This window comes from Apilactobacillus micheneri (genome assembly GCF_002993975.1).
In the GTDB taxonomy this organism is placed as follows: Bacteria; Bacillota; Bacilli; order Lactobacillales; family Lactobacillaceae; genus Apilactobacillus; species Apilactobacillus micheneri.
In genome coordinates this window covers 368,149-382,996 of sequence record NZ_POSO01000002.1, presented here as the reverse complement: position 1 = coordinate 382,996, position 14,848 = coordinate 368,149, and the positions used below count along the sequence as shown (strand labels likewise).

Sequence of the window (14,848 nt, the reverse complement as noted above, 5' to 3'; positions counted from 1 at the left end):
TATGAATAAAGAATTATTTGAAAGTACTGAATTTTATAATAAACGATATAAAAATTTTTCGACTATCATTATTATTCCCATTTTTATTTTATTGTTAGGTTTAATAGTTTTTATATTTATGGGTAAGATGGAAATTACAGTCAATGGATCTGGAAATATTATGCCAGTTAGTAAAATTGTTAATGTTACTAGTTCAAATAATATAAATATTGTAAAAAAACCTATCAATAATCAGATTATAAATAAAGGTCAAACAATTATTAAATATAAAGATGGGAAAAAAGTAAAATCACCTTTCAAAGGTATTTTTTATAAAAATAATGATAGTGACTCCAAAAGTTTGGGGCATGTATATCCAACTATAAATAATACAAATAAATTAATGACCAAAGTATATGTAACATCCAAAGATATAGTTTCTGTTCAAAAGGGACAAAAAATAACTATGTCCTTACCTAATGATAAAAAGAATATGTTAATTAAAGGATATGTAAAAGACTATTCATCATTACCAACAACATATAAAGAAAACATTTATTATGTTGTCACATGTTATTTAAATCCCAATAATAAAGATATTAAAAATATACTTTATGGAATGAATGGTAATGTATCAATTAATACAAGTAAAGTAAGCATGTTAGAATATATAAAAAATAAAATTGTTTAAAATAAGATTAATAAACTGACTATTGATTTAATTATTAAAATTTTCTTAGATAAAGAAATTAAATTGCCATTATTTATATTAAAGCTCTAATCATAAATCACTTATAAATTTAATATTTCCCCTTTTCTAAAAGCAATTTAAGAAAATTAAAAATAACTGCTAAGATTTTATAAAGCTGAATACAAAAATTACATAGTAGTCAAGCCTTTTGTTTCCTCTAAAATTTTTTCATTATTATAAACTTATAATAGTAATTATCTTATATCATTTAGTTTTTACGATTAAGCCATTCATATTTTCATTAAGATAAATAAACTTTCTTAAAGTGAATTATAATGGAATTTTTTCTTTCAAAACATTGATTAACAAAATCCCAAACTTTTAATAAAGTTTGATAAACATAACATTCTTAATCAGAATGAATAATTGTGGCTATTCCGTTAATAATTTGATTTGATGTCCCATTTTCACTGTATTTAATATTAATTGAGTATTAGGATAAAAATTGACCGTAATTTCCAATATTTATTTGCTAGATCTTTTAATTAATAGTATATATATTCACATTTTCATTTATCAACTTAAATTGAGTAAAATAAGTATAAATAAATTAAAAAGTGATACATTAATTAAATAAAAATATTAAGAATTATTTAACCTATAACCCAATTATATGAGATATATTTTTAGTATGTATACTTATAAATGATTACTCTATTAATATTAATTTTGGCCGTATGAATATTAAAGCCATTTTTATTTACATGTATTACAATCCAAGTTTTAATAACATATCTGCTAATGCAACTTTTTTCATAATTTTCTCCAAAAATAATTTATTGTTTTGTACAATTTATTTTATGTCTATCATTAAAAAAATTACCCCGTAATCGTTAGAATTTGTCTAACGATTACGGGGTAATTCATTATTTTTATAGTAGTTAATAATTTAATTAGCTTTCAAAATAATTTTATCTAATAACCATAACTGAAACTGGTGAGTATTTAGCCATGTAAGCAGCTTGACTACCAAAGTGTCTGGATAACCCTTTTTTGGATTCTGATCCAACAATTAATAAATCAGGATTTATCTTAGGGATAACATCCTTAACGATAGTTTCTCCAGCTTCACCTTGTGACGCCATAACTGCAACATCTTTAACGCCAGCTTTTTTAGCTGTTTCTTCATATTTTTTAATATGCTTTTCAAGATCTTCATATTTACCATGAACATACTTTCCAGATAACGCTTGATAAATATTAATATCTTCATCTTCAAGGACTGAAACAATAGTTAACTTAGCATTTTCTTCTTTGGCACGTGCAATAGCATATTTAAAAGCTAAAATGGCGTCATCAGAATCATCAACGGCAACTAGAATATTTTTAAAGTTAATATCCATATTCATATTTTTCATATTTAAACCTTCTATTCTATTAATATTAGTTTAAAGATTAGTCATTATTTAATTCAGGGTGAGCATTAATGAATCGCTTATTACCACGGTGCAATTCAGTTAATGTCCAAATTAATAGTAACACAATTAAAATATTGATAATCCAAGCAATAATAAAAGCTTGATTGGTTTGAGCTGCAGTTGGGTTATCACCATAGAAACCAGAAATTGAATCTGGCATATTGTATAAACTAAATCCAGTTATAAACAATACCGATAACCATCCACAAATGTTAACCCAAAGCTTATTTTGAAATTTCTTACCCATTTCAACTTTACTATTAGTCATCATTAATAATGGTAACATTGAAAATGGTAAAGCAAAGGCAAGAAAGACTTGTGAATTTTCAATTAAATCATTAATTGCAGCATGTTGAGCTAATGTTGATTCACCAGCGGTCATTGATACACAAATTAATACTGGAATAACTGAGATTAAACGAGTAATTAAACGACGAGCCCACAATGGAACCTTCAAGTTAATGAAACCTTCCATAATAACTTGTCCAGTCAATGTACCAGTAATAGTAGAATTTTGACCAGAAGCTAGTAAAGCAACAGCAAACAATGTTGATAAAATTCCTGACCTAGCAACATCAATTAAAATTGGATTAGATAACATCTTAGTATTATTTAAAGCATCAAATAAACCAAAGAATGAAGTATCTTGAACAGCACCTGATTTGAATACCGCAACACCCATAATTAATAGTAATGCATTAACAAAGAATGCAAATGTTAATTGAATGTTAGAGTCCCATGTTGTAAAACGAATTGTTCTAGCAACATCTTCATCATCACTGTGATCAATTTTACGAGTTTGTGAAATAGCTGAATGCAAGTATAGGTTATGAGGCATAACAGTAGCACCAATAATACCTAAAGCACCCTTTAGAGGAGTCATACCTGCTACTTCATGTCCTGTAGAAAATGTTTCAGGTACTGGAAGTAATCCTTTAAAAGCACCAGCCCAATCAGGATGTGATAGGACTACTTGGTATACGAAAACAAGTAGAATAACCACAATTAAACAAACAACAATTGCTTCAATTTTTCTAAAACCGATTTTAGTTAATAATAGCAAGATCAATACATCAAAAACAGTCAAGAAAACAGCCAATATTAGTGGAATATTAAATAATAGATATAAAGCAATTGCTCCACCAATAACTTCGGCGATATCAGTAGCCATAATAGCAAATTCTGTCATAATCCATAGTACAATTCCTAGTGATTTACTAGTTCTTGCACGAATAGCTTGCGCTAAATCCATCTGACTCACGATTCCAAGTTTAGCTGCCATGTATTGTAGTAACATCGCAATCAAACTTGAGATTAAGATGACAGACATTAATAGGTAACCAAAATTTTGACCACCAGTAATTGAAGTTGCCCAATTACCGGGATCCATATAACCAACGGCAACTAATGCACCTGGACCAGAATATGCGAATAATGTTTTCCAAAATCCCATATTCTTAGGCACGGAAATTTTTCCGTTTATTTCATCTAGAGAAGGTCCGTTCGCATATTGAACGAAACCTTTTTTTGCGTGTGAATTGTTTTCACTCAAAACTTTCCACCCTTTCCATAATTAAAAAACATCTTTCAATAAGACATCTGTATTATACATTATATTTTAATAAAGTTAAACGTTTTTTTAGGTGATACTAAAAAATATGCTATAAATTTAAAAAATATATTAAAAAGATATCTAAGTTTTAAATTTTTGAATTGATGATAATCTAGTACCTTAAAAAATTAATAAAAGGCTTTTTTAAATAATCAATTAACATAAAAAACGAACTATTACAACAATTGACAAATCAATGTTAATGTTTCATAATATTTGATAATTTTATTCGTACAAAAAAAGGATGGGACTATCAAAATGCAAACAATTGATTTATTAATTAAAAATGGACAAGTTTTAAATGTATTTACTAAAAAATTTGAAAATAAGAATTTATGGATTAATAATGGAAAAATAGTTTCAACCGAAAAGAAAACCGATTTTAAAGCAGAAGAAATTATAGATGCCAAAAATGAATATCTGGTCCCAGGATTTATTGATTCACATGTACATATTGAAAGTTCTCTAGTTACCCCATCTGAATTAGGTAAAGTCATTGTTCCTATGGGTGTAACATCAGTAGTTACTGATCCCCATGAAATTGCGAACGTATCTGGCATTGAAGGTATCAAATACATGATTAATGATGCTAAGCAATCACCCTTAGATGTCTTTGTCATGTTACCATCTAGTGTTCCGGCTACTTCTTTTGAACACAATGGTGCTACTTTAAATGCTGATTCATTACACCCCCTCTATAATGAATCATCTGTCATCGGATTAGCTGAAGTCATGGATTATCCTGCAGTTCACAATCGCAACCAAGATATGATGAACAAAATCAATGATGCCTTAAATCACGGTTATCAAGTTGATGGTCATGGTGCTGGGTTATCAGCCAAACAATTAGGCGAATACAAAGAAGTTGGTATTTCTACCGATCATGAATCGACTGATTTAAACCAAATGTACGACCGTTTAGATGTCGGCATGAATATCTTTTTAAGAGAAGGTACTGTGGAGCGTGATTTACAAAATACTATCCAAGCTGTCAATAAGGATAATATCAACCATTTTTCATTTTGTACTGATGACAAATTTATAACTACCATCATTAATGAAGGTAGCATTAACTTTAACATTAAATTAGCAATTGAATATGGTATTAATCCTGAAGATGCTTATATCATGGCTAGCTTAAATGCGGCCAAAGCACATAAAATAAATAACTTAGGCGCACTATCTTCTGGATATAAAGCTGACATTGTAATGGTATCTGATCCTAAAAAAGTAGATGTAAAAAAAGTGATTAAAAATGGTCAGTTAATGACAGAAGATCATTTCAAAACTACTCCATTGAAATTTTCCAAAAACACCGTTCACCAAAATATTGAACTAAATGATTTAGCTTTACCTTTAACAAGTAATTCAGAATGCCATGTAATTGGTATTCAACCTAACCATATTGAAACTGATCATTTAAAGATGAAATCGCCAGTGAAAGATGGTTGCTTTAAAGCTGATTTAGACAATGATATTTTAAAAATGGTCGACGTCGAACGTCATCATAATCTAGGTACTTTTGGAATTGGATTAGTTCATGGCTTCAATATTAAACATGGGGCTGTTGCCACAACAGTAGCTCACGATTCACATAATATCATTGCTGTTGGCACTTCTGATGAAAGCATTTATAAAGCAATTCAAGCAATTACCAAAGTTGGTGGAGGCATTTCTGTAGTTGATGATGAAAAAGTTTTGTCAACGATGCCACTTCCTGTAGCTGGACTGATGTCTAATAAATCATGGCAGAATGCCAGTCATGATTTAAATAACATTACTGAGGCTTTCAAACAAATTAGTGAAGACATTAATTTCAATCCCTTTATTACACTATCGTTCTTAACTTTACCAGTTATTCCTACTATTAAATTAACTGATCAGGGTTTATATGACTTTAATAAACAAGCATTTATTGATATCCAAAATTAATATATTTATAAAAAAGAACAAACTGTCCAAATTTTATCTAGGCAGTTTGTTCTTTTTTATATTTTTTATTCACCTTTAATGCCTTCTAAGCCTTCGCTTGCAATAAAGTATACCAATACTAATGCTGCAATTGAGTCGGCCCACCAGAAACCAAAGAGATAGTTTAAGATCATTCCCAATAATACAGTCCCTGCAATATAAGCACAAGTAACATTACAATAACTATCTTCGATCAAAGCACCCGAGTTTAACAGATTACCATAACGACGTTTTTTAATAATGAAAAATGGCATGATTAATATTGATAAAACTGCAATAACAATTCCTGACAATGAATCATCCGCAACACCATGTCCAAATAAATTAAGCAAAGAGGTAATCGTTACATATACTGACAATAATATTAATATTATGCCCACTAACTTTGAAGTTATTTTTTCTGTTTTTTCAATCGTTTCACTAGCTGCACCATTAGCTTCTTTTTTCAGGCGCCAAATTAAGATACTACCAGAAATAATTTCTAAAAAGCTATCCAGTCCAAAGGCAATTAATAAAATAGATTTAGCCATAATTCCTGAATATAATGCAACCACGAATTCAATTAACATCCACAAAGTCGATAAATATTCAATGTTAATACTTTTTCTAAGTGTACTATTCTCCATGCTTTTTCACCCTAATGACGTGACTAGAATGTTGAACTGCTTCATTCACAATATCTAAAATATGCGGATCATCTAATCGATAATAAATAGATTTACCTACCCGATCAGTATCTACTAATTGATGTTTCTTTAAAATAGACAATTGATGAGAAACTGCAGATTGCTCAATATTAAGTAATGAGCTTAAATCATTTACGCTGATTGATTTATTTTCCAAATTAACTAACATTTTTAATCTAGTTTCATTACTCAAAATTTTAAAAATCTGACTTGCTTCATTTAAATAATTAATATTCAATAATATCGAGGCTCCTTATATGATTTTTTTATCATATGAAAAATATATCATATGTACATTAAAAATAAAAGGATGAATATTCATCCTTCAATTTAAAATAAATAAAATAGCTTAATATTATATGCCACTGAGAATTGCGTATACGCTAAAATTAAAGCTAAAATACCAGTTAAAATTCTAATATATTTGATTGGTAATACTCTAACAATTTTAGGACCTATGTAACCACCAATAAAAAAACCGATTCCTAATGGCAATACTAAAATCCAAACAATATGCGCTTCGAATGAATAATAAATAGTTGCGACGATATTAGCGGCACCCATTGCAACATTTCTAATTGCATTACTTACTGTATACTCATTTGAACTAGTTCTAGTTAATAATACTAACAATAAAATGCCAGAAGCAGCACCAAAATAGCCACTATAAGCACCAATTAAATATACTAAGACAATAATTAAAATATTACGCAACCATGAATGTTGATTAACATGCCTTTTACGTGGTTCAAAATCATTTGCCCCTGATTGTTCTTCTTCATTTTTTGATGGAATCAAAATCATAATGCCACCAGCAGCAATAAAGACTGGCACAATATGCGTAAAACTGGATGAAGGCAAGGCAGTTAACAAGATAGCTCCTGTAATTCCACCGAAGAAAATAATAATCATGGTTTTAAATAATTCTTTCCAATGACCATGTAATTCTTGTGTTGATGAAACAGCTGAACCAATTGAATTAAACATTAAGGCAGCTTTATTAACAACATTAGCAGAAACAGCAGGTAATCCTGCAAAATATAATAAGGCTGGATATGATGCTAATGAAGCTAATCCAGTCACAGTTCCAAGGATTCCTGCCAAAATCCCAACGGGTATGAATAATAAAATCATCCATATACTAATCCCAAAAATAGTAATTTTAATCGACCTTCTTTTTATAAAATGAAACTCTTAATTTAATTCTAACAATATTATGTAAAAAGCCCAAATAAATGATGAGTGATATTAAAAAAGCTATCCTTAAATAATTTAAGGATAGCTTTTACTTTATTTAAAAGAAGTAAAATAAATGAATACTGTAAGCTGAAGCAAATTGCGTATATGCAAGCACTAAAGCAAGAATTCCTGTAACAACTTTAATTAATTTAGTTGGTAAAATACGCACTAATTTAGGTCCAACGTAACCACCAATTAAGAAACCAATACCCAGTGGAATAGCTAAGGCCCAGTAAATATGGGTAGAACCATGTTGACCATATTTAAATGAATATAAAATGGTCCCAATGACATTGGCAGAACCCATGGCAACATTTCTAATTGCATTATAAACGGGGAATGGATCTTTACTAGTTCTTGAAAGTACTGCTAACAAGATAACTCCTGCTGCAGCACCAAAGTAACTACCATAAATACCAATTAAGAAGTAGCCAATAATTAATGCAATATCAGCTAACATTTTCTTAGAGCCCACTGATTTTTCTTCAAACTCAGCAGAAGTATTAGCCTTGGTGGTATCTTTAGATGGTAATAAAATACCGATTCCAGCAGCTGCGATGAAAACAGGAACTGCATATTCAAAATCTTTTGAAGGTAATAATGTTAGTAAAATCACACCAACAATTCCACCAAAGAAGATGATGGTCATAACCTTCATTAATTCTTTTCCATGACCTTTCAATTCTTGTTTTGATGAAAGACCAGAACTTACAACATTAAATAATAATGCTGAAGTATTAGTGATATTTGCTGAAATAGGATTCAATACCCCACCAGTTAAATATAATAATGCCGGATAAGAAGCTAGTGAAGCTAATCCGGTTACAGTACTTAAAATTCCTGCAATTATACCTACTGGTATAAATAAAAGCAGGGTCCAAATACTAAATCCAAAAATAGTAATAATAAAAGACTCCCTTAATAATATTAAATAACATTATATATAATATTACTTTGGCAACAAAAATAAAATAGTAAATACAAAAAAGCACTAATAAATCATATTATTAGTGCTTTATTTTTTAATCATTAATTTTTAATTGTGAACTATTTTCACTCAACTTGATGCTTCCATTGTGGACATGACCACCACGATAGAACTGTACTGGAACCGTTGAGCCCATCTTTTGTTCATATAGAATACTTCTAATTTGATCTTGGCTGCTAATCTTCTTACCAGCCAATTCAGTAATGACATCATATTTCTTCAAACCAGCATTAGCAGCAGGGCCATTCTTAGTAACATCAAATACTACTACCCCATTTTCTACTGATGAAGGTAATTTTAATACTGACTTTTGTTGACTAACAGCGATATTAGATAAATTAATATATCTAATCCCTAATGCTGGACGTTCAATTTTACCATTCTTAACTAGTTCGTTAATAATTCTAGTAACTTCATTACTTGGAATAGCAAATCCAATTCCTTCAACACTAGTACCTTGCCCATCAGAAGCTAGTTTCATAGAATTGATTCCAATAACTTGTCCAGCTAAATTAATCAATGGACCACCAGAGTTTCCCGGATTGATAGCAGTATCAGTTTGAATAACTGATGCGGTATTACCAGTTTGTTGACCATTAGAACCAGTTAGTTGCACTTCACGCTTCTTAGCAGAAATAATTCCTTGGGTTAGTGATGAAGCATAAGCTGAGCCTAGTGGAGAACCAATTGCAAGTGACGTTTCACCCACATTAATATTATCGGAATTTCCAAAACTAGCAATGTCTTTAATTTGGCTACCATTAATCTTTAATACGGCTAAATCAGTTACTGAATCACGACCTACCAACTTAGCTTCTAGTTGCTTACCATTGCTTAACAAGATTTGTAATGCTGAAGCTCCAGCAACCACATGATTATTAGTAACAATGTAAGCGGCATTACCACTCTTTTTATAAATGACCCCAGAGCCTTCACTATTAGCTTCTAATTTATTAGAATCCTTACTACTTTGATTTTCACCAAACATGGAGGCAAATGGATTATTACTTGATTGTGATTGTTTTAAATTAATAACTGAAACAACTGAATCTTTAACTGCTTTATAAGCTTTTTCAGATTGATTTTGAACATTAACTTTAATGTTCGAAGTTCCAGTAGTGCCACCATCATTTGATCCAGTGGGCACTGCTGTATCCAAACCAGAATTTTGGAACATATTAATTCCACCATAAGTAATTCCACCACCAAGTAGTCCTGCAACTAATGCTGCAATCACTACTTTGGGCATTAAATGATTATTATTTTTCATAAATAATCCTCCCACATTTTACTATGTTTATATTATAACTTTGAAGCTTAAAATAAGCTAAAAAAAGCACTATAAAGTATACAATGGCGATGCTTGTTCAACATCAGTATCTAATAAATCAAAATCATGACCAACACCAAAATCGTGTTCTTCTAACATTGAAGCAACTGTCAAATGTGCTAATTCTTTAACATTATTATGATGACTGCGATGGCCAATGAAGATATGTTCGGTGTTTCGACCAATACAATCCATTAGTGCATCGGCACCATCTTCATTAGATAAATGACCTTCGTCACCCATAATTCTTTGTTTTAAAGACCATGGATATTCGCCACTACGTAACATTTCTAAATCATGATTGCATTCAAATACATAAGCATTAGCGTTATCAATAACCCCTGAAATATGATCAGAAACATATCCAACATCAGTAATTACAACAAAACTCTTATTATTATGATGAAAATTATAAAACTGAGCTCTTGCTGCATCATGGGATACGGCAAAACTCTCGATATCTAAATCACCGAACGACATTGTCATATTAGGCGGAAAAATATTCTTTTGGCATTCTGGAACTTCACCAATTGTTGAAGCCATTGCTTTCCAGGTTTGTTCGTTAGCATAGACATTTATTTTGGGATACTTACGTGCCAAAATGCCCACAGCTTTACTATGATCAGTATGTTCATGTGTTACTAGTAACATATCAACATCATTCAAGTCACGATTAATTGATTTCATTAATTTTTTAATTCGAATACCGCTTAATCCGGCATCTAATAAAACTTTATGTTGGTTAGTTTCAATATAAGTGACATTACCTCCACTACCGCTAGATAAGACACTAATACTCATCGAGTCAGCATCGTTACTCATAATATTCCTCATTTCTATAATCTAGTTATTGTTGACACTTTCACTAGCAGATTTAGTAGTGCCACTACCATCTAAAATAGATCCAGTATAAGCGTTAATGCGCTTAACTGTTGCATTTGAAGAATTATCACTACTAAATGAAATAACCCAAGTTGGGATTAATACTTGATTATCTTTAATTGAAAGTAACCTAGTATAGTACAAATGAATCCAATTAATTTTAGAATTATTAGGAATTTCATTATATTGATACAAACCAACTAAGGCACTTTTCTTGGAAATAACATCAGATTTTTCACGAAGAATCTTTACGTTATCCAAATAACTTTGTGTATATCCAGTTAAAGTATGGTCATCACTAATATCAAATTTAATTTGACCACGAGTTCCAGAATAAATATATCTATCTTCTGCTTTTTGCAAATAAACGATTGTATTATTAGTAGATAAATCAGCACTATATTCATAATCTGACCCGTTAGCAATAATATCTTTATTCTTAATTAATTTATCTAGTAAATCTTCTGGATTAGATGAATAGATTCCAAAAGGTCGTTTGAAAGAACTTCTTAAAATATGATTATCATATGAAATTTTTTGGTTTTTCAAGTTCTTACTTTCTCGTTTTAAATTATTATTCAAAGTTGCAGACAAATAGTACCCAGTACTTTTTTTGTCACTGAGATTGGGTTTTACATTAATTTGATCATTCTGCATTTGTTTTATGATTTCAGAGCTACTGCCCTGATTAACACTTTCACTTTGTAATGAAGTATTTTGATGAAACATCATAAACAAAAATACATCAATCATGACAAATATAGCCAAAAATATCATCTGAATTTTCTTAAAATCCATTCAATTCACCCCAATCTCTAATATCCAACCTTATTAATCATTTGATTATAATTGTTCCAACGACCGTTATAATAAACAAACCATGTAGGTTGTAATGTAACTAATATATTAGAATCCTTAGAACTACTCCATTGATAACCTAATTCAATGGGGCCAATTTTACTAACATCATAGCCAGATTTAGCTAAACCATTTACAACTTCCTTAGTAGTCTCCATTTTAATATTGGAACCGCCAGTAGGAACTGGAATTTGTAAGTTATTTAGTGAAAAATTATATCTCAAGGATGTATTATCAACTAATTTAATTTGTACAGCTCCATACTGATTTTGATTAAAAATTGGAAAACCTTCAACATAGTTGCGATAGATAATAGTAGAATTCTTAGGACTATAGCTAAAATATCTAAGATTACTTAAATTATCACTAATACTCAATTTAGAAATATTCTTATAAGAATCAATCAAAGTTTGAGTAAAATCACTAGATATGAAGTTAGGTCGACTATCAAAATATTCTGCTTCCCCATTATTATAAAATGTTAATTGTTTAGAAGATTGATCATTGTAAACAACTGAATTACGGTGACGCTTAATATTATTAGTATTATGCAAATTGGGTAATAAACGTGTTACATAATAATTTTGTGAGGTCTTATTAATTAGATAACCATACTGAGGCATCTCAAAAGACTTGATAAAATCAATTGTTGGCATTTTATTAACCAATTTTAGCTTTACAGGGATGGTTCCAACATTATTTTTAATGGCATCCTTTAGACCTGAAACATTAGTGTCTTTAAATTTCACTTTGTAGATATGAAATCCATCATCACGTAATAAATAAATTTCATTACTGTCATCAAATGGAATAACAATCCTATTGATACTATCATTAGGCCCCTTTGATAATGAATCATTAATAAATTTGCTAAAAATTTTGATTGAAATTTTAGCAGGATAATTTAAAATAATAGAATTTTTATATCCCAAAAACTTTTTGTATTCATCAATGTTACCTGATGATAATTTATTAACTGATTTGCTATCATAATTTTTCATCTGATTACCAATTTCAGAGATTAAATTACTTGAATGGTTAGTTAACATATTTTGTTTACCATTTTCATCAGTTTGAATTAACTGTGTAGGTGAATATACATACGACATCGGTTTATTATCAATAATTGAATTATTACTTACACTTGTTTGTTGACTATTACGATAATGAGCTGGATTAATCCAAATTGAAGAAGACAAAACTACACTCACTACAACTGCAATACCTAGCAATCCTGGTAAAATTAAGTTTTTAATTTTCATCCCAAAGATCCTCCTCAATTGGTTCATATGGTAAAGCAATATAGAATGTAGAACCTTTGTTTTCAGTACTTTCAACCCAGATTCTACCACCAAGTGCTTGTATAACTTCTTTTGAAATTGCTAATCCTAGTCCAGTTCCACCTTGTGCTCTGGAACGAGCTTTATCAACACGATAGAAACGATCAAAGATATGTGGAATTGAACTGCGTGGAATTCCTAATCCTTGGTCTTTAACACTCAAAATAACATTATTATGAGTTTCATAAAGCGAACAAGTAATTGTCCCACCATCTGGTGAGTATTTAATAGCATTATTCATTAAGTTATCAATAACTTGGGTAAAGCGATCAGTGTCAACTTCTACCCATAGATCGAGTTTCGTGAATTTTCTGATAATTTTATAATCTTTGCTAGGTTTCTTACTATCATCATCACTTTTAATGATCATGTCAAAACGATCCAAAATATAATTAAATAGTTCTTTAATATTAACTAGTTCTTTATTAATCTTTTGCGTATTAGAATCCATTCTAGATAACGTTAACAAGTCATTAATCATTCTAATCATGCGATCAGTTTCGTCTTGAGTAACCTTTAAAAACTTAGGTGCAATGGTACTATCTTTCCAAGCACCATCTTGTAAAGCTTCAATGTATGAATGCACACTAGTTAACGGAGTTCTCAATTCGTGTGAAACATTAGAAACAAATTGTTTACGATCATTATCAATCTTTTGTTGTTCAGTAACATCATGTAACACACAAACTAAACCTGAAACAAAGCCAGATTCTCTTTGAATAAGTGAGAAGTGAGCATGCAAAATTAAATCTCGAGAATTATCGGAACGATCAATAATAGTTTCATCAGGATTTTCAATAATTTCTCTTAAAGTATATTCGTCACCAATATCTAAAACATCAAGAATTGATTTATCAATTGCTTCAGATTCTGAGGTTTCAAGAGAATTAGCCGCTTCATCATTCATAATGATAACTTTTCCACGACGATCAGTTGCAATCACACCATCAGTCATATTGGTTAGAACTGAATCTAATCTTTGTCGTTCAGATTCAGTCGACTCTTGTGATTCTTCAACCTTAACTGACAAATTATTAACCGCATTAGCTAGCTGCCCTAATTCATCACGACCATAAACATGGACTTGGCCAGAATAATCACCCTTAGCAATTTGCAAGGTTTGTTGTTTCATTTCATCAATGGGTTTAGTAATCGCTCTAGATATGACAATCGAAATTAACAATCCTGCTAAAATAGCAACTAAAGCAGCCGCAACGTATATCAAAGTAATTTGATTAATTTCTCTATATACTGAATCTAAATTGGCACGTACATACACGACACCGACTAATTCATTATTACTACTCTTAATTAAAGGCGTAATAACTGTATAGTATCTAGAATTACTAGGATCACTCATAATTCCACTATAAGATTGGCGATTAATAAGTGTATTTTTGATATTAGTTTTCAGATTTTTTTGTCCAACCTGACTCTGATTACCACTTTCATTGGTACCACGAACAGTGTTCTTAGCATCAACTACTTCCACCTCAGTTGAATTTTTATTATCCACATCTGACAATAAGGAACTAATGCCAACATTGGCTTTACTGATATTAGTTTTTGAAAGCTCGTTAATTAAGGTTGTATTTACATAGGTAGGAAGTTGTACTTGTTTTTTATATGAGTCCACATTTTTAGTCTCAAGTTGACTAACAAAAACAGCCCCCACAATTTCTAGGGTTACTAATAAAATTAACGCTAAAACCAGCGCAATCTTAAAATGAATTGATTGGAAATACTTAATTTTATTATTCAATGTAAAATACTCCTTATTGAATAGTTAATAAA

General features: G+C 30.2%; 13 protein-coding genes. 2 read left to right on the top strand and 11 right to left on the bottom strand.

Going from position 1 to position 14,848, the window contains the following annotated elements; genetic code table 11:
* Position 1: 1 nt before the first annotated feature.
* Positions 2 to 670, top strand: a complete 669-nt coding sequence (locus C7N41_RS03950; protein WP_105964423.1) for an HlyD family efflux transporter periplasmic adaptor subunit — start codon at positions 2 to 4, stop codon at positions 668 to 670.
* A 971-nt stretch (positions 671 to 1,641) separates the two neighbouring features.
* On the opposite strand, the gene C7N41_RS03945 is transcribed toward C7N41_RS03950, so the two are convergent.
* Positions 1,642 to 2,073 carry a universal stress protein gene (locus C7N41_RS03945; protein WP_105964457.1) on the bottom strand — a complete coding sequence of 144 codons (432 nt, stop codon included), beginning with the start codon at positions 2,071 to 2,073 and terminating at the stop codon, positions 1,642 to 1,644.
* A 52-nt stretch (positions 2,074 to 2,125) separates the two neighbouring features.
* Positions 2,126 to 3,700, bottom strand: a complete 1,575-nt coding sequence (locus C7N41_RS03940; protein ID WP_105964422.1) for an Nramp family divalent metal transporter — start codon at positions 3,698 to 3,700, stop codon at positions 2,126 to 2,128.
* A 318-nt stretch (positions 3,701 to 4,018) separates the two neighbouring features.
* Here C7N41_RS03940 and ade point away from each other — a divergent pair, with 318 nt between their 5' ends.
* Positions 4,019 to 5,692 carry an adenine deaminase gene (ade, locus tag C7N41_RS03935; RefSeq protein ID WP_105964421.1) on the top strand — a complete coding sequence of 558 codons (1,674 nt, stop codon included), beginning with the start codon at positions 4,019 to 4,021 and terminating at the stop codon, positions 5,690 to 5,692.
* Positions 5,693 to 5,757: 65 nt separating this feature from the next.
* Here the strand turns inward: ade and C7N41_RS03930 are convergent, their stop codons facing one another.
* The 9 genes from C7N41_RS03930 to walK all read right to left on the bottom strand — a co-directional run bounded on the left by C7N41_RS03930 (position 5,758) and on the right by walK (position 14,816).
* Positions 5,758 to 6,357 carry a cation transporter gene (locus C7N41_RS03930; RefSeq protein WP_105964420.1) on the bottom strand — a complete coding sequence of 200 codons (600 nt, stop codon included), beginning with the start codon at positions 6,355 to 6,357 and terminating at the stop codon, positions 5,758 to 5,760.
* On the bottom strand, positions 6,347 to 6,661 hold the full coding sequence (locus C7N41_RS03925; protein WP_225362867.1) for an ArsR/SmtB family transcription factor: 315 nt from the start codon (positions 6,659 to 6,661) through the stop codon (positions 6,347 to 6,349). Before C7N41_RS03925 ends, C7N41_RS03930 begins: the two co-directional genes overlap by 11 nt.
* A gap of 86 nt (positions 6,662 to 6,747) precedes the next feature.
* Positions 6,748 to 7,551: a sulfite exporter TauE/SafE family protein gene (locus C7N41_RS03920; RefSeq protein ID WP_105964419.1), complete on the bottom strand. Its 804-nt coding sequence runs from the start codon at positions 7,549 to 7,551 to the stop codon at positions 6,748 to 6,750.
* 160 nt (positions 7,552 to 7,711) lie between these two features.
* The gene (locus C7N41_RS03915; RefSeq protein WP_263852009.1) at positions 7,712 to 8,506 is read right to left on the bottom strand and encodes a sulfite exporter TauE/SafE family protein; all 795 of its coding nucleotides are present in this window, start codon (positions 8,504 to 8,506) and stop codon (positions 7,712 to 7,714) included.
* Between the two features lie 172 nt (positions 8,507 to 8,678).
* A complete protein-coding gene (locus C7N41_RS03910; RefSeq protein WP_105964417.1) occupies positions 8,679 to 9,914 on the bottom strand; it encodes a S1C family serine protease in 1,236 nt (411 codons plus the stop codon).
* Between the two features lie 69 nt (positions 9,915 to 9,983).
* Positions 9,984 to 10,796, bottom strand: coding sequence for an MBL fold metallo-hydrolase (locus tag C7N41_RS03905; RefSeq protein ID WP_105964416.1), 813 nt, complete (start codon positions 10,794 to 10,796; stop codon positions 9,984 to 9,986).
* Positions 10,797 to 10,817: 21 nt separating this feature from the next.
* Complete coding sequence (locus tag C7N41_RS03900; protein ID WP_105964415.1) at positions 10,818 to 11,654, bottom strand: two-component system regulatory protein YycI; 837 nt, start codon at positions 11,652 to 11,654, stop codon at positions 10,818 to 10,820.
* A gap of 17 nt (positions 11,655 to 11,671) precedes the next feature.
* The gene (locus C7N41_RS03895; protein ID WP_157944965.1) at positions 11,672 to 12,976 is read right to left on the bottom strand and encodes a YycH family regulatory protein; all 1,305 of its coding nucleotides are present in this window, start codon (positions 12,974 to 12,976) and stop codon (positions 11,672 to 11,674) included.
* Entirely contained in the window at positions 12,966 to 14,816 is a 1,851-nt protein-coding gene (walK, locus tag C7N41_RS03890; RefSeq protein ID WP_105964413.1) for a cell wall metabolism sensor histidine kinase WalK, read from the bottom strand. Before walK ends, C7N41_RS03895 begins: the two co-directional genes overlap by 11 nt.
* Positions 14,817 to 14,848: the final 32 nt, after the last annotated feature.

What these genes read in the sequence shown, in the direction of transcription:
- C7N41_RS03950 (WP_105964423.1), top strand. Translation starts at nt 2, where the DNA reads ATGAATAAAGAATTATTTGAAAGTACTGAATTTTATAATAAACGATAT.
- C7N41_RS03945 (WP_105964457.1), bottom strand. Translation starts at nt 2,073, where the DNA reads ATGGATATTAACTTTAAAAATATTCTAGTTGCCGTTGATGATTCTGAT.
- ade (WP_105964421.1), top strand. Translation starts at nt 4,019, where the DNA reads ATGCAAACAATTGATTTATTAATTAAAAATGGACAAGTTTTAAATGTA.
- C7N41_RS03930 (WP_105964420.1), bottom strand. Translation starts at nt 6,357, where the DNA reads ATGGAGAATAGTACACTTAGAAAAAGTATTAACATTGAATATTTATCG.
- C7N41_RS03920 (WP_105964419.1), bottom strand. Translation starts at nt 7,551, where the DNA reads ATGATTTTATTATTCATACCCGTTGGGATTTTGGCAGGAATCCTTGGA.
- C7N41_RS03910 (WP_105964417.1), bottom strand. Translation starts at nt 9,914, where the DNA reads ATGAAAAATAATAATCATTTAATGCCCAAAGTAGTGATTGCAGCATTA.
- C7N41_RS03905 (WP_105964416.1), bottom strand. Translation starts at nt 10,796, where the DNA reads ATGAGTAACGATGCTGACTCGATGAGTATTAGTGTCTTATCTAGCGGT.
- C7N41_RS03900 (WP_105964415.1), bottom strand. Translation starts at nt 11,654, where the DNA reads ATGGATTTTAAGAAAATTCAGATGATATTTTTGGCTATATTTGTCATG.
- C7N41_RS03895 (WP_157944965.1), bottom strand. Translation starts at nt 12,976, where the DNA reads ATGAAAATTAAAAACTTAATTTTACCAGGATTGCTAGGTATTGCAGTT.